The following is a 19,996-nucleotide window of genomic DNA, read 5'->3' as shown; positions in this document are numbered from 1 at the left end:
GCCCGTCCGTAGTCTATGAACTTCCTGCGGAGCGTCCGAGTCGTCGCAGACGCTTCGGCGACGGGGACCGGAAATATCGACTGGGATGCCGTCAGCGAAGCCGCGAGAGCAGCGACAGACCCGGGTACGCTCGACCTCTCTGCTGCCGAACGAGAGGGGTACGCATCTGACGTTCGAGACGCACGGGACCGACTCGCCGAGGTCGCCGAGGTGTCGTTCGACGTCCCCGACGTGGTAGAGGTACAGAACCGACACCACTGGATAGACGCCAACGTCAGAACGTTCCGCCGAGTTATGGCCCCCTTCGAGGAACACGGTCCCTCGGTGCTTCCGGGCGTCACCCGCGCGGTCAACACCGGAACGTTCGCGCTCGTCCTCTCGTTCCTCGGCAACAACGTCCTCGGACAGTACGACCCTCTCCTCCTCGCCGAGGGCGACGACGACCACGGCCTCTACTTCGTCCACCCGAACATCCGTCGCGTCGCCGATTCGCTCGACGTCGACTACCCACGGTTCCGCCGCTGGATCGCCTTCCACGAGGTGTCGCACGCCGCGGAGTTCGGCGCGGCCCCGTGGCTTTCGACCCACCTCGAAAAACGGATGAACCGCGGTATCGACGCACTCGTCGAGGGTGACCTCGACCGAGATGCGTTCGCCGAACTCGACACGGCGATGACGTCCGTCGAAGGCTACGCGGAACTCCTGATGGACCGCGCGTTCGACGAAGAGTACGAAGACCTGCGCCGCAAACTCGACGAGCGACGGCAAGGTGGTGGACCAATTGCAAAACTCGCTCGACGCGCACTCGGTCTCGGCCTCAAACGCCGACAGTACGAACGCGGCGCTCGGTTCTTCGAGTACGTCGCAGACAAACGAGGTATCGCGGCCGCATCACGTGTGTGGGACCATCCGGAGAACTTGCCGACTGATGCAGAATTGGACGCCCCCGAGCGATGGATCGCTCGGGTATCGCCCTGAGGAGACTGCAACTCCATCAGGGTGCGCGTCCGGGTTCTGAACGTGGTTCAGGTCGCACACGCACCTTGGGTAGGTACGCTGTCTTGTGACAGAGGCCCAACTCTGGCACAACCCAGCGTATTCCGGTTGAAAACCAGGTCGTTGCCCCTGCCCTGGTTACCGGCGGTATTCGGTCCTCAATGTATCTATATATATTCTGCGGTTCATCGAACTTCGTTCAGGCGAGCTTACTTATTTGCATATTTATTACAATATTGACACGATTACCAGATAGTTATCACCACGTCGTCTTTTCATCGCCTCACCAGTTCGTTGCCTCTCGGTGAAACTCACCGACGCCGATTCACGTTGGTAAACTCGCGGCCCCAGTACGACAGAAAAACCATGAGTGCGATGCCGAGGACAGTCCCACCGGCGAACGCGAGACCAACCTGTGGAAGCGTCGCATCTGCAGTGACGGCGATGAGGCCAGCAGACACGCCAACGAGTAGTACGAAGCCGATTCTGAGACGTGAACTCGCGAGTCGCATCTCGTCGTCACTCAAACTTGGCCCTACCATCGCGCCTCCTGCACGAGCGCCCCCGAGTCGTGGGTCGGTCCACTCGCGCCCCAATCGTTCATATCGAGTTCGTCGCGTCGAGGCGATTTGAAACCGATGGCTCTCAGTAGAACCCGCGGTCGACCTCGTCAGTCTCTATGAGGTCGTCGAGTTCGGCCGAGAGGAGTTCGTTCGCGTCGGTGAACTCGTCGGTCAAGTCGTCGAGTCTGTCGGGGCGAGCGTCGAACTCGTAGTCCATCGGTCCGAACGCCGGACTGTCGAGCGCTTCCATCACGTCGGTGAAGAAATCGTCCGGTGTCGTTGGAACCTCTGCGTGAACCTTCATCGTCTCTTCGAGGCGACGGGCCATCGACGTGGCTTCGTCTTCGTCTTCCGGCGGGCGCTGGACTCCGAACCGACCGGCGTCCGTGTCGGTCTCACGGTTGGGGAACAGCGGTTCTAGGTCGTCGTCGATACGGCGAGCGACCCGCGTGCCGACGCCACGGACTTCGTACGGATTCTTGGCGTACGTCTTGAGTTGGTAGACACCAACGTCGCGGTGGCTGAGAAAGAGGTCTTCGCCGAGACCGCCACGCCGAGTTCCCGCGACGGCGCGCCACGCGCCCGGGTCGCGACCATCTTCGACGACGTCCGAGAGGATGTCTTGCCAATCTCTGACGCGCATGTGCAGTGGTACCGCGGCAGCGCGAAAGAACGTGACGGTTACTGTCGGCCCGGAACCACGTCACACGACTCCGATGGCGACGAAATAGTTGGTCGACCGACGCCTATTTGGCCGTTCCTCACCGACGGTTTCGACGTGAATCTTCGCGGTCCGCTCGTCGAGGTTGGTGCCCCACGTGAGGTCGAGACGCGGTACGGAGAGCGTTCGCTGGCGGAGGTGACGCTTCGTCCTGAACGGGGGACGGCCGACCCCATCACCGTCACGCTCTGGGGGAAGTGGACCCACGCCGCCGAACACGCCGAACCGGGGATGGATATCCTCGTCACCGACGTCGACGAATCGGAGTACCGAGGCGAGACGACCTACGCGACCGGCAAAGAGTCGTTCGTCGTCGTCGAACCCGACTTCCTCGTCGACGTGACCGACATCCGCTCGTGGGTCCAGTGCTCGCGGATGTACTACCTGAACAAACTCTCCGGCATCCCGCTGAACTACCCGGTCGTCAAAGGGACCATCGTCCACGAGGTGTTCGGTGACCTCCTCCGCGGCCGTGACCTCGACTCCTCCATCGACGAACGCATCGACGAACGCGGCCTCGAACTCGGACTGCTCGGCCGAGAAGTAGACGAAGTCGCCGACGAAGTCCGCCGAAACGCCGCCGCAATCGAAGGCTGGCTCTCGCAGGGGGTCCTCACGGACGAAGACGAGTGGCGCTCTGAGTACACGCTCATCTCGCCGACGTTCGGCATCAAAGGCCGCGCTGACGCCCTTCGCCGTGGCTCACCCGTCGAACTCAAGACGGGAAAGAACCTCAATCGCGACCCGCGATTCCAGGACAAGATTCAGGCGGCCGCGTACGCCCTCATCCTGCACGAACGTGGTATCCCGGTCGATACGGGGACGCTCCTCTACACGAAAAACACCACACTCGACCGGACCGAAGAGTCGGGCGACCTCTCGCCGGCGAAGGATTTCTCGATTGGCCGTGGGCTTCTCGAATTCGTCGTCCGCACGCGCAACGAAATCGCCGCGATGGAGTACGACGCCTCCGTGCCGACGGGGTACGAAGTGAACTCGAAGTGCCAGTACTGCTTCGAGAAAGACACCTGCATGGTCGTCTCGGGACGCCTCGGACAGGAGTCGAAAGCCGGTGCTATCGGTACGCCAGTTCCCGAAGACGAACGCGAGTATTTCGACCGATTCTACCGCGCAATCGAAGAAGAGCGCCGGGCGGTCCACGCGGAGTACCGCAAACTCTGGGAACAGTCCGCCGAGGAACGGGCAGACGACGACCGGGCGATTATCGGTCTCGAACCGCTGGGCGAAGAAGAACTACCCGACGGAACGTGGGAACTCCGCGCCCGGAAGACCGACGATTCGGTGTCTAAACTCCGTGAAGGCGACGTCGCACTCGCCAGTGACGGCCACCCCGTCGAGGGACACGCCGAAATCGCACGCATCGTCGAACTCGGTGACGAAGTCGTCGTCACGACGGACGAACCGGTTCCACTCCGCCGCCTCGACGTCTACCCCTCCGAACTCAACGTCGCCAGACTCCTCACCGCCCTCCACGACGCCGTGTTGAAGGGGTCACCCGACCGCAAGGACGTGCTGTTCGACCGGCGCGCACCCGAGTTCGAAGCCCGCTCGGCCGGCGAGACGTACATCGACAACAACGAGGCGCAAGACGAGGCGGTCAGTCTCGCCGTCGACGCCGACGACCTCGCGCTCATCCACGGACCGCCCGGGACGGGTAAGACCTACACCATCGCTCGGACCATCCGCGCACTGGTCGAAGACGGAAATCGCGTCCTCCTTTCGGCGTTCACGAACCGCGCGGTGGACAACGCGCTCGAAGCACTGCGCGACCAAGGGTTCGAAGACATCGTCCGCGTCGGCACCGAATCGGGTGTCCGCGAGGACATGCTGGACGTTCGCCTCTCTCGCAGCGGCGACCCCAACACACTCGCCGCCGCCTTGCACGACGCCCCGGTCGTCGCCGCGACGACTGCCTCCTGTGGGTCGCGCGTGATGCGCGAGCAGTCGTTCGACGTCGCTCTTGTGGACGAAGCCTCGCAACTCACCGAACCGGGGACGCTCGCCGCGGCGAACCTCGCCGACCGGTTCGTCCTCGTCGGCGACCACAAGCAACTGCCACCCGTCGTTCGCGCCGAGAACGACCTGCAGAAATCGCTGTTCCAGCGACTCATCGAAGCCCACCCCGAAGCGTCGGTGATGCTCGACCGCCAGTACCGCATGTCCCAGCGGATTCAGGCGTTTGCTTCGGCGGAGTTCTACGACGGCGCACTCCGTCCGGCGACCGGCGAAGTCGCGGGGCAGCACCTCCGCGACCTCGGCGTCGACACCGCCGACTTACCCGCCGAACTCACAGACCAAGTGACGTTCGTCGACCCCGATGGCCGCCGCGTCGGCAACACCAACCCTGTCGAAGCTGACCGAGTCGCCGAAATCGTCGCCGCCTACGAGGCCGCCGGTGTCGCCTCGGAGGATATCGGTGTCATCGCTCCCTTCCGGGCGCAGGTTGCCGAAATCTCCCGCCGAACCGACGTGACCGTCGATACCGTGGACCGGTTCCAAGGCTCCTCGAAAGAGGTCATTATCGTCTCGTTCGTCGCAACCGGCGACTTGGACGGGCCGTTGTTCGAAGACCACCGACGCATCAACGTCGCGCTCACGCGTGCGAAGAAAGCACTCTGCCTCGTCGGCGACGCCAGCGCGCTCGAATCCGACCCGTTCTACCAGCGGATGCTTAGGTGGGCGCGGCGGTAAGCTCGCTGAAAAAGATTGCAGGCTGCAGAAGACGAGTTCAGTAGCTGTTTTTCGACCGACGGACGTGTCTTGTTCGCTCACGAATCCGACGGCTGGTGGGCACCCGACTTTGCTCGAAGGGGCAGCGACCGGTTTGATCCGTTAGGGCGGAAGGTAACGGGCCGTGATAGGTAGTCGGTGGGTAACTATTGCTGTAAAGACCGAGTGTGTCGGTATGTCGCCACATCCAAACAGGAGGACTGGTGCCACCCACGCTCGGGGTCACACATCCACCCGGCGCGCGCTCCTGCGCGTGATTGGTGGGACGGCGTTGCTCGGTTCGGTCCCGGCCGTCGCCTCGGCACAACAGCCACAAATGGGAACCGGCACGGGCCAGATTACGAACCTCGAAATCACCAACACACGGTACGCAGACGGCGTCCGCCACGAGGATCGCCACCTCGAGGGGACCATCTCGGGGACACTCGACGGGACGTTCGAGGAGGATGTCAGCGGGACAGTCTTCCCGAGCGGACGCGTCGTTCTGCACGGCACGATGACGTTTACTGGTCAGGTCGCCGACTGCGGGACGGGCACGCTCCATCTGAAGGTGTCTGGTCAGGGAACCGTCACGGATCCGGCCGGCCCCATCGTCGATTCCACCGTCCGCGTAGTCGACCAAGCGGCGAACACGCTGAACGTCACTGGTCAAGGCACCGTCCGACAGGAAGGCCCCAACCTATCGTACGACGTCCAGTACCGCTGCCGCTGACTTTTAACTCACGTCGAGGTCGATGTCGTCCTCGCCAATCTCGTCGAGGACACGCTCGTGGAACTCCCGAAGCACCGCGCTCTCGTCTTCGGCGAGAACCACGTCGCTCGCCATCAGGGTGGCGAGGCCGAATGCCCGCGGCGTCGGCGTCGAAACCTGCTGGTCGACCACGTCCACGTCGCCCGATTGGATGTCTTCGAGAACGACCTCGATAGCGGCGAGGTTCAGTTTGTCTTCGAGAATCTCCCGATAGGTCTCTTCCATCACCGCGAACTCGTCTAACTCCTGTGCGAACGACAGCAACATCTCCGAAGAGACCTGTTGTTGGGCGGCCGTCTTCTCGTAGCCCTTGTAGCGCTTGAGAATCATGAGCGAGCGCGTCGCGTTGATACGGAAGTAGCGCTTCAGGAGGTCGGTGCCGTCGAGTGCGGCCCGGAGGTCCTCGGCGAGGGTGTCGGGGTCGGCCTCACGGAGGATGGTGCCGAGGTCCACCTTCCGGTTCAGCGGCATCGAGATGGAAAAGCCGTTGTCGGCGACGGCGACCTGCACGTTCGCGTTGGTCCGGCGGGCGCAGTGGTACGCCAGCAAGCGCGAGAGGCCGTCGTTGAACTGCCGGCCGTAGGTGCAGTGGACGTAGTAGTGTCGGCGATACGTCTCGCGGTTGAGTTCCGTCTCGATGGCCAGACGCGAGGGAGTCGCCACGCTCTCTGGGCCCGCGTACCGAACTTGCTCGTCGAACATTCGCGTGACTGCGCGAACACTGTTCTCGTCGAGTGGACGGTCACGGAGCCACGCGCGGACGGCGGGCGGACCGTCCGATTCGAGTTTCTCGACGATATCCGCCTGGAACTGGGCTATCTCGCGGCCGAGGTCGTACGACAGTGGGAGGCGTTCGGAGAACCACGACGGAACCGTGGGCCGTTGGGCGGTTCGGTCGACGTACACCTTCGACCCGCGGCGATAGCGATACGCGAAGTTGTCGCCGCCGAGGACGAACACGTCGCCTTTCTCCAGCGTGTCGAGATAGGCTTCGTCGAGTGTACCGACCCACTGGTCGGCCCCGCGAACCAGCACGTCGCAAGTAAAGGAGTCGGGAATGGTGCCGATGTTGGTCATGTAGATGACGCGGGCCATCCGTCCGCGCTTGCCGACGAGCGGTTCGCCGACGGGGTACTCTTCGTAGTGGTGCTCGCCGTCGGGTGGGTCGTTCGTATCGCGCCACACCTTCGCGTAGACGTTCTTGTCTTCGAGGCCGTCGTAGTCGGCGGTGAGGTAACGAAACAGGCGTTCGAAGTCGTCGTCCGAGAAGTTTCGGTACGGATAGGCCCGACGCAGGATATCGCGGACCTCTGACTCGGGGCGAATCGAGTTGATAGCCATCCCGTAGACCTGCTGTGCCGCCACGTCGAAGGCGTTCTCGGGGATGAACACGCGGTCGACGAATCCCTCTTCGGCCTTCGTCAACATCACCGCGCACTCTACGAGTTCGTCTCTGTCGAGGGCGATGACGCGGCCTTCGACGGTCTGGCCGAGTTGGTGGCCCGCCCGGCCGACGCGCTGGAGGAGCGCCGCCACCGACTTCGGCGACCCGACCTGCACCACGAGGTCGATGTGCGGCATGTCGATACCGAGTTCCAGACTCGTCGAGGTGGTGACGACCTGCAACTCGCCGGCTTTCAGCTTTGACTCTATCTCCTGTCTCCGCTCTTTCGAGAGACTTCCGTGGTGACACCCGGAGTTCGATTCGTCGATGTCGGGGTACGTCTCGCGGAGATTGTGCAAGACGCGCTCGGCCCCCGAGCGGGTGTTCGTGAACACGAGCGTGTTCGTGTGCGAGGCGACCAGTTCGTGGAGACGGTCGTAGAACCGTGTCTGTACCTCGGCACGCGGCGTTCGAATCAGGTCGTCTGTGGGACACTCGAGTTCGATGTCGAAGTCGCGGACGAACCGTGTGTCGACGAGTTCGTACTCCCGAGGGTCGCCGTCTTCGTATCCGACGAGAAACTCTCCGACGGTGTCCAGCGGTTCGACGGTGGCAGAACATCCGATGCGCGTGGGTGACGACTCCGCGAGGGTTTCGAGTCGCTCCAGCGAGACCGAGAGATGTGTGCCGCGTTTGTTCTCGGCGAGACTGTGAATCTCGTCGACGACGACGTACTCGACGGTTCGGAGTTTCTCTTTGAACTTCGGCGAGTTGAGCAGGATAGCGAGCGTCTCGGGGGTGGTGTTGAGGATGTGCGGCGTCTCCTCCAGCATCTTCTGCCGGTCAGCTGAGGAGGTGTCGCCGTGGCGGATGGCGTGTCTGATGTCGATGGTCTCGTCGCGTTCGCCGGCGATATCGGCGATTCCGTCCAGCGGTTCGGTGAGGTTCCGATGGATGTCGTTGGCGAGTGACTTGAGCGGAGAGACGTAGAGACAGTACACCGAGTTGTCGAGGCCGTCGGGTGACTCGCGGTCACGGCGGAACAACTCGTTGATGATGGCCGTAAACGACGCGAGCGTCTTTCCCGACCCTGTCGGTGCGCAGATGAGCGCGTTCTTCTCTTCGTGGATGAGTGGGATGGCGCCTCGCTGTGGTGGTGTAAAGAAGCCGCCGTTGCCGGGGACGAACTCGCCGAACTGGTCGACCCACCACTCCTGAACGGCGGGTTCGAGCAAGTCCAGGACGTCCTCGTCGGCGACTGGCACCGACTCGGGGTCGAAGTCGTAGTCGTCCCGTTTGCCTGTGAGGAGGGAACGGCCACGCTGAGTCATTACCTCGGGGTTAGCCTCCGCAGGTATGAGGGTTGTGCCGTTCTCCCGTCACGTCCCCGGCCGACAGTCGTCAGTTCTCCAGTCGCGGGTCGGTTACCTCTCGGAGCGCGTCACCGAGGATGGCGAAGACGCCGTGGGAGAGGAGGGTTCGAATGCGGGACACGGAGCTGTGTGTCACCAAGACCAGTCAGACCATGAACACTAGCATTCTCACGCGCCGGGTCAGAACGAACACAAGGACTAACGCGCGATGCGTGGTATAGTCGCGCATGCGTCTCACATTTCTCGGAACCGGGAGCGCGATGCCCGTCTCGGGGCGTGCCCAGTCCGGTCTCCTCCTCGAATCGGATTCCAACGCACTGCTCGTCGACTGTGGTTCTGGTGTCTTGGCTCGACTCGCCGAGACCGACGTCGGCTACGAAGGCGTCTCGTCGGTGCTCTTGACGCATCTCCACCTCGACCACGTCTCGGACCTCATGCCGCTCATCAAGGCCCGGTGGTTGGTCGGGAAAGACGACCTCGAAATCGTCGGTCCCGAAGGAACCGAAGCGCTCGTCGAGGGACTCTTGGACGTACACGACTACATGAAGGACCGACTCGACCTGCAGGTCCGTGAAGTCGGCCCCCACGAGTTCGGCATCGCCGGATTCGACGTGATGGGATACGAGGTTCGTCACTCGATGACGACGCTCGCGTATCGGTTCACGAACGACTTCGGTGAGGCCGACCTCGTCGTCTCCGGCGACACCGAAGCGTTCGACGGTCTCACCACGTTCGCCGACGGGGCGAGCGTTCTCGTCCACGACTGCTCGTTCCCGGACGACGTGGACGTCTCGAACCACCCGACGCCGACGAAACTCGGCGAGACGCTCACCGGCCACGATATCGACACGGTGTTTCTCACCCATCTGTATCCGCACGCCGACCGCGTAACCGACGAACTCGTCGAAGGCGTCGAAGCACACTTCGACGGCGAGGTGAGAGTCGCAGAAGACGGGTTAGTCGTCGAATTCTAACTGCACACTGCGAGGGACAACGCTCTCTACTCGCCGCGAATCACGGTGCCCGGCGATTCCCCAGCGACGAACGCGGAGAGTCCGTCGGGTCCGAAGACGTGCGCAGGGGCACCGAGTGCGAGCAACTTCCGAACTTTTGCGGCCATGCCGCCGGTCACGTCCGTCGAGTCAGACCCGCCGAGTGCATCGGCGGCGTCCTCGAACGCCGTAATCTCCGGAATCACGTCGCCGTCGGTGTCGAGGACGCCGGGAACGGTCGAACAGAGGCCGACGCGGTCGGCACCGAGACCGGACGCGAGCGACACGACGAGGTCGTCGCCGCTGACGATGGTCGCACCCTCGCCCGCGTGGGCGATGACGTCACCGTGGAGGACCGGGACGAAGCCTTCGGTGAGCATCGTCTCGGTCGCGGCGAGCGGAAGCGATAGCGAACCATCTTCTTCGCGCGCGCCAGCAGAGAGCGGGTGGACTGGGAGGGCCGGCACGTCACGTTCTGCGAGCGCGTCGAGGACGGCGTCGTTCAGGCGCTTCATCGCGTCGTGAATGGCGCGGACGCCGACGGCGTCGTGGGTTCCAGTGTCCGAAGAGACACCGTGGTCGGCGGCGTGGTGGTGGCCGAAACTCCCACCGCCGTGGACGACGACGACTTGCCCCGACTCGGCGAGGGCCGCCACAGCGTCTGCGGCAGCAGCGAGCCCGTCTTCGTCCACCGTCTCGGGTTCGTCTTTGTCGGTGACGACGCTCCCGCCAAGTTTGAGGACGACGAGACTCACGCCGACTCCTCCGCTCCTGAGTCGGCGTTCGCGGGTGGTTCTTCGAGGCGAACGCCCTCGGTAGCGAGTTCGGCGCGGAAGGCGTCTTCACACCCGGGCGTAAACCGGAGGCCGGTCTGTGTCTCCGGCGTCGGGTCGAGTGCGACGATACAGCCGCCGCCACCCGCACCGGTCAGTTTCGCGCCGTATGCGCCCGCCTCGCGGGCCGCCCACACCATCGAATCGAGCGACCGGGAGGAGACGCCGAGAGCCTCCAGCAGGCCGTGGTTGAAGTTCATGAACTCCCCGAGTTCGGAGAGGAGTTCCTCGCTCGGGTCTGCATCGGGGTCCGCGTCGGCGAGGAGCGTCTCACCGCGACGGACGATGTCGCCGATGGTCGAGACGGTGTCTGCGGCGAAGTCGTAGCGGTCGCGGAGGTCTCGAACACCAGAAACGAGCGCACCGGTGTCGCCCGCACCGCCGTCGAAGCCGATGACGAACGGAAGCGCGGGTGCGTCTATCGTCTTGCAGTCATCGCCCTCGACGCGGACGGCACCGCCCATCGCGGAACAGAACGTGTCGGCGCGCGAGGCCTGCCCGTCTTGGACTTCGTACTCGGCCCGATACGCTCGGTCGGCGATTTCACGAGGCGTCAGTTCCACACCGAGTTCGCGGGTGGCAGCGTCGATGCCGGCGACGACGACAGCGGCGGACGACCCAAGTCCTGCACCTAGGGGGATGTCGCTCTCGACGCTGATGTCGAACCCCGCGTCGGGGGCGTCGGCGGCGTCACGGGCCTGCTCGACGGCAGCGTCGATGTAGCCCATCGCAGCCTCGACGAGTGGTGCCGGAACGTCCACGTCTGGCCGACCACCGGTCGAACCGCTGTACTCGACAGTGAAGCCGTTGAGACTCAGGTCTTCGGCACGGACCCGGACGTGGTCGTCGTCACGGAGCGAGACGGAGACAGTCGCCCGGCGTTCGACGGCACACGGAACCGCCGGTTCGCCGTAGACGACTGCGTGCTCCCCGAACAGGTACACCTTGCCGGGAGCGCTCGAAACGGTCATGTTCCGGGCTTTCTACGGGACTCGCTTAAGCGTATCCGACCGGCGTCGTCACTGGGCGAACTGGGACACAAAAATGGGGACGTTCAGGGCGGTTCTCGCGTCGGCGTCAGTCTCGAGTCGGGGTCGATATCGGTTCAGGCACCGATTTCGACTTCCTCGCGGTCGTCGAGGTCGACCAGTTCGTCGAGGTCGTCGTCGCCGCGGCCACGGATGTAGCGAACGATTGCTGCGATTCCGACGAGGAGCACGAGACCGAACAGCATCGACATCGCGCGACTGCCGCCGGATTCGGCGTCGTCCTCGTCCGCCTCGATTTCGACTTCGTACTCGTCTTCGTGCGCTTCTTCCAGTTCCGCCTCGTAGTCGTCGTCGGCGCGCTCACTCTTGTTGAAGAGCGGTGCGCGGTTGGAAGGGCTGAACTCGAAGCCGTCGTGCAGGTGTACCTCGAAGAGGGTAAAATCGGCCATACACCTCAATACGCTCACAAGAGTGATAGTCGTTGTGGCGATACTCACCGACTGGTAACGTCCGGTAGCTTCGTCCGCTCAATCTATTGCTGTTCACGGCGGCCCACTGCTGTTCGTGCCGCTCTATTGCTGCCATTGCTAACCTATTGCGGTTCGTGTCGGTCTATTGTTGCCAGCGTCGGCGTTTCGATTTTCGCTGTGTTCTTCACGCACGCGCCACGAAAAACCTTCATGGACGACGACCGACGTTCTTTCCTCGACGCCCTGCTCACGACACCAAGTCCCTCTGGCTACGAGACCGCCGGCCAGCGCGTGTGGGTCGACTACGTCTCGGAGTTCGCCGACGACGTGACGGTCGATGCCTACGGTAACGCCGTCGCAGTTCACGAGGGAACGGGTGAGGGCCCGGAAATCGCCTTCACAGGTCACGCGGACCAAATTGGGTACATCGTCCGCGACATCGACGACGACGGCTTCATCCGTATCGGTGCCATCGGCGGTGCAGACCGGACCGTCTCGAAGGGCCAGCACGTGACCATCCACAGCGAAGACGGCGACGTGCCGGGTGTCATCGGCCAGACGGCGATTCACCTCCGCGAGACGGGCAAAGAAGAGTACGACGACCTCGAAGAGCAGTTCGTCGACATCGGCGTCACGAGCAAAGGTGACGCCAAAGACCACGTCGAAATCGGCGACCCCGTGACGGTCGAAGCGCGGGTCCGTGACCTCGCGGGCGACCGCATCGCCGCCAACGGGATGGACAACCGCGTCGGCACGTGGTCGGCCGCCGAAGGCCTTCGCGCCGCGGTCGAAGCAGACGTCGATGCGACGGTCTACGCCGTGAGTACCGTCCAAGAAGAAGTCGGTGTACAGGGCGCGAAGATGGTCGGCTACGACCTCAACCCCGACGCGATGGTCGCAGTCGACGTGACGCACGCGACGGACAACCCGGACGTGCCGGGCAAGGCCAAGGGACCGGTCGAACTCGGCGAGGGGCCGGTCGTCTGCCGCGGGAGCGCCAACCACCCGAACGTCGTCACGCTCGCCCGTGACGCAGCGGTGGCGGCCGACATCGACGTCCAACTGGAAGCGACCGGGACGTACACCGGGACCGACGCAGACGCCTTCTACACGAGTCGCTCCGGGATTCCCTCGCTAAACATCGGGATTCCGAACCGCTACATGCACACGCCCGTCGAAGTCATCTCGACGGAGGACCTCGACGACGTGGCCGCCCTCCTCGGGTCGATGGCGTCGCTCGCAGGCGACGTCGAGTCGTTCGGCGTCGAGTTGTAGGCCCCCGACACCGAATTGGCGGCCGCAGCTGGGTGGTCGCAGGCCGGCCTATGCGTCGTCTTCGCACACGTCTCCCGGCGAAAGAAAACCGTTAAAAGTCGCCACACGGTGTTTCCACGTATGGCTGGAACTATCGAAGTACTCGTTCCCGGCGGGAAGGCGAACCCCGGCCCGCCGCTCGGCCCGGAACTTGGCCCGACCCCCGTCGACGTGCAGGACGTCGTCAACCAGATTAACGACCAGACGGCAGCGTTCGACGGCATGGAAGTGCCCGTCACCGTCGAGTACGAAGACGACGGTTCGTTCTCGATCGAGGTCGGTGTCCCGCCGACGGCTGCCCTCATCAAGGACGAGGTCGGATTCGAGACTGGCAGCGGCGAGCCCCAGAAGGACTTCGTCGCCAACATCTCCATCGAACAGCTGAAGAAGGTCGCCAAGCAGAAGTCCTCTGACCTGCTCGCGTACGACCTCAAGAACGCCTCGAAGGAAGTCGCCGGCACGTGTGCGTCGCTCGGCGTCACCGTCGAGGGCGAAGACGCTCGGACGTTCAAAGAGCGCATCGACGGCGGCGAGTTCGACGACCAGTTCGACGACGAATAATCGTCTCGCCACGTCGAACCGCACTTTCCGTCGGGTCGAGTCTCCTCGGCCCGCTTTCTTCTCTCCACAATACGCGTAGTCTCGTGTGTCTGCATGTGTGCGCTTGGCACGCGAAACGCCCGAATTCGGGCGCCTCGACGCCCTTTCTTCGACGGACTTAAGTTGAGCCTACTCGTCCTGCCGGACGAGGCAGGCAGTAGCCTGTTTCACTGACCCGTAGGAGCAATCCTGCGTACTACGGAGGTGAATAATGGCAGACACAATAGTTGACGCAGTCACTCGCGCACTCGACGAGGCACCTGGGCGGAACTTCCGCGAAACGGTTGACCTCGCCGTGAACCTGCGCGATCTAGATCTTAACGACCCGTCGAAGCGTGTCGACGAGAGCGTCGTGCTCCCGTCTGGCACCGGCCAGGACACCCAGATTGTGGTGTTCGCGACCGGTGAAACCGCGCTCCGCGCTGAAGATGTCGCCGACGAGGTTCTCGGGCCGAACGAGCTCGAAGACTTCGGTGACGACACTGATGCGGCGAAAGACCTTGCTGACGAGACCGACTTCTTCGTTGCTGAGGCAGCACTGATGCAGGACATCGGTCGCTACCTTGGTACCGTGCTCGGTCCTCGTGGTAAGATGCCGACCCCGCTTCAGCCCGACGACGACGTCGTCGAGACGGTGAATCGGATGAAGAACACGGTGCAACTCCGTTCCCGCGACCGTCGCACGTTCCACACGCGCGTCGGTGCGGACGACATGACCCCTGACGAGATCGCGGAGAACATCGACGTTATCGTTCGTCGTCTCGAAGCGACGCTCGAAAAGGGCCCCCTCAACATCGACTCTATCTTCGTGAAAACGACGATGGGTCCATCCGTGGAGGTGCCCGCATGAGCGAATCTGAGACCCGACAGACCGAGGTTATTCCGCAGTGGAAGCAGGACGAAGTCGACAAGCTCGTCGACTTCGTCGAATCCTACGAATCCGTCGGTGTCGTTGGCGTCGCGGGCATTCCGAGCCGCCAGCTTCAGGCCATGCGCCGCGAGCTGCACGGCTCCGCGCAGGTCCGCATGAGCCGTAACACGCTCGTGAACCGCGCCCTCGACCAGGTCGACGACGGCTTCGAGGAACTCAAAGAGTACGTCGCCGGGCAAGTCGCGCTCATCGGTACGAACGACAACCCGTTCGCACTGTACAAAGAGCTCGAGGCGTCGAAGACGCCTGCGCCCATCAACGCTGGTGAGGTCGCCCCGAACGACATCGTCATCCCCGAGGGTGACACGGGTGTAGACCCGGGTCCGTTCGTTGGCGAACTCCAGCAGGTCGGAGCGTCCGCTCGCATTATGGACGGCTCCATCAAGGTGACCGAAGACTCCCACGTCCTCTCTGCGGGCGAGGAAGTCTCCGAGGAACTCTCCAACGTCCTGGCAGAACTCGGTATCGAGCCCAAGGAGGTCGGTCTCGACCTTCGTGGCGTCTTCTCCGAAGGCGTCCTGTTCGAACCCGACGAACTCGCCATCGACGTGGACGAGTACCGCGCCGACATCCAGTCGGCCGTCGCCGCTGCGACGAACCTCTCGGTCAACGCGGTCTACCCGACGACCCAGACCGCGCCGACGCTCATCGCGAAGGCGACCGGCGAGGCCAAGGCAGTCGGTCTGTTCGCCAACATCGAGAGCCCGGACTTCATGCCGGAGCTCATCTCGAAGGCGGACGCCCAACTGCGCGCGCTCGCAGCCAACATCGACGACGAAGAGGCACTCCCTGAGGAACTTCGTGGCGTCTCCGCGCAGAGCGCGGAACCCGCTGCGGAAGACGAATCGACGGACGAAGAAGAAGCAGAAGCAGAAGCCGACGAGGCCGAAGCCGACGACACCGACGACGACGAAGGTGACGAAGCAGGCGACGCTCTCGGCTCGCTGTTCTAACAACACACAACGAGGAACACAACAATGGAATACGTCTACGCCGCACTCATCCTGAACGAGACGGAAGAAGAGATCAACGAAGAGAACATCACCGCAGTCCTCGAGGCTGCCGGTGTCGATGTCGAAGAGTCCCGCGTCAAGGCGCTCGTCGCCGCGCTCGAGGACGTCGACATCGAAGAGGCCATCGAGACGGCCGCCGCTGCCCCCGCACCTGCTGCAGGCAGCGCTGGTGGCGAGGTCGAGGCCGCTGACGACGACGACGAAGAGGAAGCCGCTGAAGAAGAAGCCGCCGACGAAGGCGACGACGACGAAGACGAAGACGCTGACGGCGAAGGCCTCGGCGCCCTCTTCGGCTAAACCTCGCGAGACACACGCCGCATTCGCGGCCTAACTCGCTTCCCAATTCTGCTTTCTTTCGACACACCCTGAGCGTCAGCGCTCGTCACCGATTCGACACACCGAGCGCGCGGATTCGACCTACTCCGAGCGGTTCGAAACGAGAGTTCCAACTGCGTAGATTCATATCCCAGACCGGGACCACCTCGGAGCGATGTGGCTCACTGGCGCGGTCGGTGTTACTCGCTCCGCCGTCGCGACCAGTCTCCTCTCCACGTCGGACCCGACTGTCGCCGTCGCCGTCGGTGTCGCGGTTGGCATCCTCCTCGGGACGTGCTCTGGACTCGTCCCCGGCCTCCACGCCAACGCGTTCGCGCTCGTGCTTGCCAGCGTGGCGTCCAGCGTTCCCGGCCCGCCCACAGCGATTGCCGCCACCATCCTCGCTGCGGCCACCGTCCACACGTTCCTCGACGTGGTGCCGGCGCTGGCACTCGGCGTTCCGGATGCTGCGCTCGCACCCGGTGCACTGCCGGGTCATCGACTCGTCTTGGGTGGACGAGGACGCGAGGCACTTCGACTGTCGGCGCTCGGAAGCGGTGCCGCACTCTGTCTCGCCGTGCCTGTTGCCGTCCCGATAACTGAAGCCACGGTCCACGTCTACCCCCTCGTCCGCGACAACCTGTGGATGGCACTCGGTGCTATCGTGGCCGCCCTCGTCTGGACGGAACCGACGGCGCGCGCGAAACTCGCTGCGGGGGTGACCATCGCCACAGCGACGGGGGTGGGTCTCGCTGTCCTTGGGAGACCCTTCGCCGGACCGCTCCCTGTCGGCGGCGTGTTGGCCCCGCTCTTGGCGGGGCTGTTTGGCGTGCCCGTACTCCTCGATGCACGAGATGGCGCTGGTGTCCCGCCACAGGGTGATACGACGCTCGGTACGTCGCCGCAGGCAGTGCTCCGGAGTGTCCTCGCCGGGACGGGTGGCGGCGCGTTCGTTGGCTATCTCCCCGGTGTCTCCGCCGGGATTGCTGGGACACTCGCACTCGCCGTCCTCCCCGCAGACGACCCAGACGAGTCGGCGCGAGCGTACGTCACAGCGACGAGTGCGGCCACGACTGCGACGACGGTGTTCGCGCTGTTCGCGTTGGCCGGGTTGGGAACGCCGCGAACCGGGGCGCTCGTCGCACTCACGGCCGCCGACTTACCGTCTGGGCTCTGGATGGCAGTGCCGGTGACCATCGTCGCGGGCACGTGTGGAGCGGTGTTCGTCCCGGTCGTCGGTGACCACCTGTTGGAACTCGTCGGTCGGGTCGACCAGCGACGACTCGTCACCGCCGTCTGTGCCTTCCTCGTCGTCCTCTCGTGGGCGTTCGCAGGCGTGGGCGGCGTGGGCGTTCTCGCTGTCGCGGCAGTCGTGGGGTTCGTCCCGGTGCGACTCGGATGCCGCCGTGTCCACCTGATGAGCGTGCTCATGGGCCCGTTGGTCCTCGGATGAGGTATGTCGACGTGGGCCACAGAGTGCCCCCAGAGAACCCGGAAAGACAACGGTTAAAAGTCGCGCGCCGGTTGTTCAACGTATGAGCGAGTCCGAACAGCGACACGCGCACCAGTGTGTGTCCTGTGGCATCAACATCGCTGGCATGAGCGCCGCGACGTTCAAGTGCCCCGACTGTGGCCAGGAGATTTCGCGTTGTTCCAAGTGCCGCAAGCAGAGCAACCTCTACGAGTGCCCCGACTGCGGGTTCATGGGTCCATAATCATGGGAAAAGTAGCCGCTAAAATCAAGGTCATGCCGAACAGCCCCGAGCTGGACCTCGACGACCTCGAGGACAAGCTCGAAGACTCCCTCCCCGAGGGTGCGAAGATCAAGGGATTCGAGCGCGACGACGTCGCGTTCGGTCTCGTCGCACTCCTGCCGACGGTCATCGTCCCTGACGACGCTGGCGGCACCGAGGCTGTCGAAGAGGCGTTCACGGAAGTCGACGGCGTCGAGTCCGTCTCCGTCGAGAACGTCGGCCGTATCTAACTGAACGACCGACCTTTTCCGCGAAACTGCATCCCGCTGAGCGACTGCGTTGGCGAGCGACCGTCTCAGCGGACTTCCATCAGGTAGAGGCCGACGACGACGCCGAAGAGTAACCCGTACAGGACGCCAAGCTGGAGCGATCCCACGATGAGACCTACGATTCCGCCGAGGAGGACACCGCCGGCGAGGCCGATACCGAACTGTTCGGCGCTGTGGCTCGTTCCCTCTCGGTCGTCGGAGTCGACGAATACGTGGTCGACCAGTTCTGGGGTCGGTTGTTGGACGAACTCTGCGCTCAGTGATGCTGACTCCTGGGACATATGTAATGATTCATCGTCATAGTCTATAACCCTTGCTCGGGTTCCCAGAAGTCGGAAACAACCGTTTCGATGCCCAGAACGGCGTTCTTCGAGGAGGAAATGAGAAGACGAGACCCCGGTCAGAACGCTTCGCCGAACGCCTGTTCGAAGTCTGCTTTCATGTCGTCGATGTGTTCGATGCCGACCGAGACACGGATGAGACCGTCGGTGAGTCCCGCTTCGAGACGTTCTTCGCGGGGGATGGCGGCGTGCGTCATCGCCGCGGGTTGCTCGATGAGACTCTCGACGCCGCCGAGGCTCTCGGCGAGCGTGAACACCTCGGTCTCTTTGACGACTGTCGACGCCTGTTCGAGCGTCCCGTCCAGTTCGAACGAGAGCATGCCGCCGAAGTCGTCCATCTGTTCGGCCGCGAGTTCGTGTTGCGGGTGGGAGTCGAGACCGGGATAGAACACTTCAGAGACGGCTTCGTGGTCGTCGAGCCACGCGGCGAGTTCACGGGCGTTGTCGCAGTGACGGTCCATGCGGACGGGCAGCGTCTTCGTCCCACGGAGGACGAGGAAGCAGTCGAACGGCGAGGGCGTCGCACCCACGGAGTTCTGGTAGAAGCCAATCTCCTCGTCGAGCTCCTCGTCGTCGGTGACGAGCGCGCCACCGACGATGTCGGAGTGGCCACCGAGGTACTTCGTCAGCGAGTGCGAGACGATGTCGGCACCGTGTTCGAGCGGGCGCTGGAGGTACGGCGTCGCGAAGGTGTTGTCGACGGCGCAGAGCGCATCGGCTTCGTGGGCGATGTCGGCCAGCGCTTCGATGTCGTTGACGCGCATGAGGGGGTTCGTCGGCGTCTCGACCCACACGAGTTCCGTCTCGTCGCGGACAGCGTCGCGGACGGCGTCGTGGTCGGTCGTCTCGACGAAGTCGAATTCGAGGTCGTACTTCTCGTAGACCTGCGTGAAGATGCGGTGTGTTCCCCCATAGACGTCGTTGCCGGCGACGACGTGGTCGCCCGCTTCGAGCAGGTTGAGGACGGTGTTGATTGCACCCATCCCCGAGGAGAACGCCCGGCCGTACGAGCCGCCTTCGAGCGCCGCGAGATTCGTTTCGAGGTCGGTCCGCGTCGGATTCCCCGTCCGAGAGTATTCGTAGCCACGGTGGTCGCCAGGGCCGTCCTGTACGTACGTGGAGTTCGCGTAGATTGGCGTCATGAGCGCGCCCGTCTCCTCGTCGGGCTCCTGCCCAGCGTGGATGGCGCGCGTCTCGATGCGTCGCTCGTCTTCGGTCATACGCGAACCCCCGCACCGACTCGGGTTAAGTCCGTCCCTCCGCCGCGACCACGCGGGAGATGCACACGCGCGGTTCGTAACGTGCAATTTATAATGGCGACGCAAGTACTCGTTCTCACGACTATGCCGAGCTCCAATGGTCCAATGAAGGGGACGCGAGGAAAGCTCTCGAACAAGCCGCGCGAGCGCGGTACTTCGCCGCCGCAGCGCTCTATCGCCGAATTCGACGAGGGTCAGAAGGTTCATCTCAACCTCGACCCGAGCGTGCGCGAGGGACGGTTCCACCCGCGCTTCAACGGCCTCACCGGTGAGGTCGTCGGGAAACAGGGCCGTGCGTTCAAGGTCCAGATCAACGACGGTGGCAAAGAGAAGCTGGTTATCGTCCGGCCCGCTCACCTGCGCGCCCAGCAGTAAGC

General features: G+C 63.6%; 21 protein-coding genes. 13 read left to right on the top strand and 8 right to left on the bottom strand.

Annotation, left to right across the window (positions count from 1 at the left end; all coding sequences use genetic code 11):
* Window positions 1-15 precede the first annotated feature (15 nt).
* Entirely contained in the window at window positions 16-978 is a 963-nt protein-coding gene (locus GJR98_RS08665; RefSeq protein ID WP_151137385.1) for a zinc-dependent metalloprotease, read from the top strand.
* A 329-nt stretch (window positions 979-1,307) separates the two neighbouring features.
* Here the strand turns inward: GJR98_RS08665 and GJR98_RS08660 are convergent, their stop codons facing one another.
* Complete coding sequence (locus GJR98_RS08660) at window positions 1,308-1,538, bottom strand: hypothetical protein (RefSeq protein ID WP_151137383.1); 231 nt, start codon at window positions 1,536-1,538, stop codon at window positions 1,308-1,310.
* Between the two features lie 103 nt (window positions 1,539-1,641).
* Window positions 1,642-2,202: a hypothetical protein gene (locus GJR98_RS08655; protein ID WP_151137381.1), complete on the bottom strand. Its 561-nt coding sequence runs from the start codon at window positions 2,200-2,202 to the stop codon at window positions 1,642-1,644.
* A 135-nt stretch (window positions 2,203-2,337) separates the two neighbouring features.
* On the opposite strand from GJR98_RS08655, the gene GJR98_RS08650 reads away from it, so the two are divergent.
* Both GJR98_RS08650 and GJR98_RS08645 read left to right on the top strand, forming a co-directional pair.
* A complete protein-coding gene (locus GJR98_RS08650; RefSeq protein ID WP_151137379.1) occupies window positions 2,338-4,992 on the top strand; it encodes an ATP-dependent helicase in 2,655 nt (884 codons plus the stop codon).
* 214 nt (window positions 4,993-5,206) lie between these two features.
* A complete protein-coding gene (locus GJR98_RS08645; RefSeq protein ID WP_151137378.1) occupies window positions 5,207-5,743 on the top strand; it encodes a hypothetical protein in 537 nt (178 codons plus the stop codon).
* A gap of 3 nt (window positions 5,744-5,746) precedes the next feature.
* On the opposite strand, the gene GJR98_RS08640 is transcribed toward GJR98_RS08645, so the two are convergent.
* Window positions 5,747-8,497 (bottom strand): ATP-dependent helicase, encoded by a 2,751-nt coding sequence (locus tag GJR98_RS08640; RefSeq protein WP_151137376.1) that lies wholly within the window; start codon window positions 8,495-8,497, stop codon window positions 5,747-5,749.
* A gap of 269 nt (window positions 8,498-8,766) precedes the next feature.
* On the opposite strand from GJR98_RS08640, the gene GJR98_RS08635 reads away from it, so the two are divergent.
* Window positions 8,767-9,513: an MBL fold metallo-hydrolase gene (locus tag GJR98_RS08635; RefSeq protein WP_151137374.1), complete on the top strand. Its 747-nt coding sequence runs from the start codon at window positions 8,767-8,769 to the stop codon at window positions 9,511-9,513.
* 26 nt (window positions 9,514-9,539) lie between these two features.
* Here the strand turns inward: GJR98_RS08635 and GJR98_RS08630 are convergent, their stop codons facing one another.
* From GJR98_RS08630 to GJR98_RS08620, 3 genes are all read right to left on the bottom strand, one after another.
* The gene (locus GJR98_RS08630) at window positions 9,540-10,286 is read right to left on the bottom strand and encodes an isopentenyl phosphate kinase (RefSeq protein ID WP_151137372.1); all 747 of its coding nucleotides are present in this window, start codon (window positions 10,284-10,286) and stop codon (window positions 9,540-9,542) included.
* The gene (gene mvk, locus GJR98_RS08625) at window positions 10,283-11,335 is read right to left on the bottom strand and encodes a mevalonate kinase (RefSeq protein ID WP_151137370.1); all 1,053 of its coding nucleotides are present in this window, start codon (window positions 11,333-11,335) and stop codon (window positions 10,283-10,285) included. Before mvk ends, GJR98_RS08630 begins: the two co-directional genes overlap by 4 nt.
* A 134-nt stretch (window positions 11,336-11,469) precedes the next feature.
* The gene (locus GJR98_RS08620; RefSeq protein WP_151137368.1) at window positions 11,470-11,802 is read right to left on the bottom strand and encodes a hypothetical protein; all 333 of its coding nucleotides are present in this window, start codon (window positions 11,800-11,802) and stop codon (window positions 11,470-11,472) included.
* Between the two features lie 231 nt (window positions 11,803-12,033).
* Here GJR98_RS08620 and GJR98_RS08615 point away from each other — a divergent pair, with 231 nt between their 5' ends.
* The 8 genes from GJR98_RS08615 to GJR98_RS08580 all read left to right on the top strand — a co-directional run bounded on the left by GJR98_RS08615 (window position 12,034) and on the right by GJR98_RS08580 (window position 17,980).
* On the top strand, window positions 12,034-13,098 hold the full coding sequence (locus tag GJR98_RS08615; protein WP_151137366.1) for a M42 family metallopeptidase: 1,065 nt from the start codon (window positions 12,034-12,036) through the stop codon (window positions 13,096-13,098).
* Between the two features lie 120 nt (window positions 13,099-13,218).
* Window positions 13,219-13,698, top strand: a complete 480-nt coding sequence (locus GJR98_RS08610; protein WP_151137364.1) for a 50S ribosomal protein L11 — start codon at window positions 13,219-13,221, stop codon at window positions 13,696-13,698.
* 250 nt (window positions 13,699-13,948) lie between these two features.
* A complete protein-coding gene (locus tag GJR98_RS08605) occupies window positions 13,949-14,587 on the top strand; it encodes a 50S ribosomal protein L1 (RefSeq protein WP_151137362.1) in 639 nt (212 codons plus the stop codon).
* The gene (locus GJR98_RS08600; RefSeq protein ID WP_151137360.1) at window positions 14,584-15,621 is read left to right on the top strand and encodes a 50S ribosomal protein L10; all 1,038 of its coding nucleotides are present in this window, start codon (window positions 14,584-14,586) and stop codon (window positions 15,619-15,621) included. The genes GJR98_RS08605 and GJR98_RS08600 overlap by 4 nt, the downstream gene beginning before the upstream one ends.
* Window positions 15,622-15,645: 24 nt before the next feature.
* Entirely contained in the window at window positions 15,646-15,978 is a 333-nt protein-coding gene (gene rpl12p, locus GJR98_RS08595) for a 50S ribosomal protein P1 (protein WP_151137358.1), read from the top strand.
* 193 nt (window positions 15,979-16,171) lie between these two features.
* A complete protein-coding gene (locus GJR98_RS08590; protein WP_151137356.1) occupies window positions 16,172-17,449 on the top strand; it encodes a tripartite tricarboxylate transporter permease in 1,278 nt (425 codons plus the stop codon).
* 82 nt (window positions 17,450-17,531) lie between these two features.
* Complete coding sequence (locus GJR98_RS08585) at window positions 17,532-17,711, top strand: HVO_2753 family zinc finger protein (RefSeq protein WP_004042997.1); 180 nt, start codon at window positions 17,532-17,534, stop codon at window positions 17,709-17,711.
* 2 nt (window positions 17,712-17,713) lie between these two features.
* Entirely contained in the window at window positions 17,714-17,980 is a 267-nt protein-coding gene (locus tag GJR98_RS08580; protein ID WP_007543492.1) for an elongation factor 1-beta, read from the top strand.
* A gap of 65 nt (window positions 17,981-18,045) precedes the next feature.
* Here GJR98_RS08580 and GJR98_RS08575 read toward each other — a convergent pair whose 3' ends face one another.
* Window positions 18,046-18,300 (bottom strand): hypothetical protein, encoded by a 255-nt coding sequence (locus GJR98_RS08575; protein ID WP_151137354.1) that lies wholly within the window; start codon window positions 18,298-18,300, stop codon window positions 18,046-18,048.
* Window positions 18,301-18,419: 119 nt separating this feature from the next.
* Window positions 18,420-19,580 carry a cystathionine gamma-synthase gene (locus GJR98_RS08570; RefSeq protein ID WP_151137352.1) on the bottom strand — a complete coding sequence of 387 codons (1,161 nt, stop codon included), beginning with the start codon at window positions 19,578-19,580 and terminating at the stop codon, window positions 18,420-18,422.
* Between the two features lie 123 nt (window positions 19,581-19,703).
* Between GJR98_RS08570 and GJR98_RS08565 the strand changes: the two genes are divergently transcribed.
* Window positions 19,704-19,994: a 50S ribosomal protein L21e gene (locus tag GJR98_RS08565; RefSeq protein WP_151137350.1), complete on the top strand. Its 291-nt coding sequence runs from the start codon at window positions 19,704-19,706 to the stop codon at window positions 19,992-19,994.
* The last annotated feature ends 2 nt before the right edge of the window (window positions 19,995-19,996 follow it).

Origin of the sequence: Haloferax marinisediminis, assembly GCF_009674585.1 — an archaeon.
GTDB classification, from domain to species: Archaea; Halobacteriota; Halobacteria; order Halobacteriales; family Haloferacaceae; genus Haloferax; species Haloferax marinisediminis.
Note: the sequence above shows the minus strand (reverse complement) of the source record. Positions and strands in the feature narration are given on the sequence as shown.

Coding starts and splice junctions, on each gene's coding strand:
- GJR98_RS08635 (WP_151137374.1), top strand. CDS start 8,767: ATGCGTCTCACATTTCTCGGAACCGGGAGCGCGATGCCCGTCTCGGGG.
- rpl12p (WP_151137358.1), top strand. CDS start 15,646: ATGGAATACGTCTACGCCGCACTCATCCTGAACGAGACGGAAGAAGAG.
- GJR98_RS08640 (WP_151137376.1), bottom strand. CDS start 8,497: ATGACTCAGCGTGGCCGTTCCCTCCTCACAGGCAAACGGGACGACTAC.
- GJR98_RS08565 (WP_151137350.1), top strand. CDS start 19,704: ATGCCGAGCTCCAATGGTCCAATGAAGGGGACGCGAGGAAAGCTCTCG.
- GJR98_RS08575 (WP_151137354.1), bottom strand. CDS start 18,300: ATGTCCCAGGAGTCAGCATCACTGAGCGCAGAGTTCGTCCAACAACCG.
- GJR98_RS08615 (WP_151137366.1), top strand. CDS start 12,034: ATGGACGACGACCGACGTTCTTTCCTCGACGCCCTGCTCACGACACCA.
- GJR98_RS08620 (WP_151137368.1), bottom strand. CDS start 11,802: ATGGCCGATTTTACCCTCTTCGAGGTACACCTGCACGACGGCTTCGAG.
- mvk (WP_151137370.1), bottom strand. CDS start 11,335: ATGACCGTTTCGAGCGCTCCCGGCAAGGTGTACCTGTTCGGGGAGCAC.
- GJR98_RS08665 (WP_151137385.1), top strand. CDS start 16: ATGAACTTCCTGCGGAGCGTCCGAGTCGTCGCAGACGCTTCGGCGACG.
- GJR98_RS08660 (WP_151137383.1), bottom strand. CDS start 1,538: ATGGTAGGGCCAAGTTTGAGTGACGACGAGATGCGACTCGCGAGTTCA.
- GJR98_RS08580 (WP_007543492.1), top strand. CDS start 17,714: ATGGGAAAAGTAGCCGCTAAAATCAAGGTCATGCCGAACAGCCCCGAG.
- GJR98_RS08605 (WP_151137362.1), top strand. CDS start 13,949: ATGGCAGACACAATAGTTGACGCAGTCACTCGCGCACTCGACGAGGCA.
- GJR98_RS08610 (WP_151137364.1), top strand. CDS start 13,219: ATGGCTGGAACTATCGAAGTACTCGTTCCCGGCGGGAAGGCGAACCCC.
- GJR98_RS08600 (WP_151137360.1), top strand. CDS start 14,584: ATGAGCGAATCTGAGACCCGACAGACCGAGGTTATTCCGCAGTGGAAG.
- GJR98_RS08570 (WP_151137352.1), bottom strand. CDS start 19,580: ATGACCGAAGACGAGCGACGCATCGAGACGCGCGCCATCCACGCTGGG.
- GJR98_RS08645 (WP_151137378.1), top strand. CDS start 5,207: ATGTCGCCACATCCAAACAGGAGGACTGGTGCCACCCACGCTCGGGGT.
- GJR98_RS08590 (WP_151137356.1), top strand. CDS start 16,172: ATGTGGCTCACTGGCGCGGTCGGTGTTACTCGCTCCGCCGTCGCGACC.
- GJR98_RS08585 (WP_004042997.1), top strand. CDS start 17,532: ATGAGCGAGTCCGAACAGCGACACGCGCACCAGTGTGTGTCCTGTGGC.
- GJR98_RS08655 (WP_151137381.1), bottom strand. CDS start 2,202: ATGCGCGTCAGAGATTGGCAAGACATCCTCTCGGACGTCGTCGAAGAT.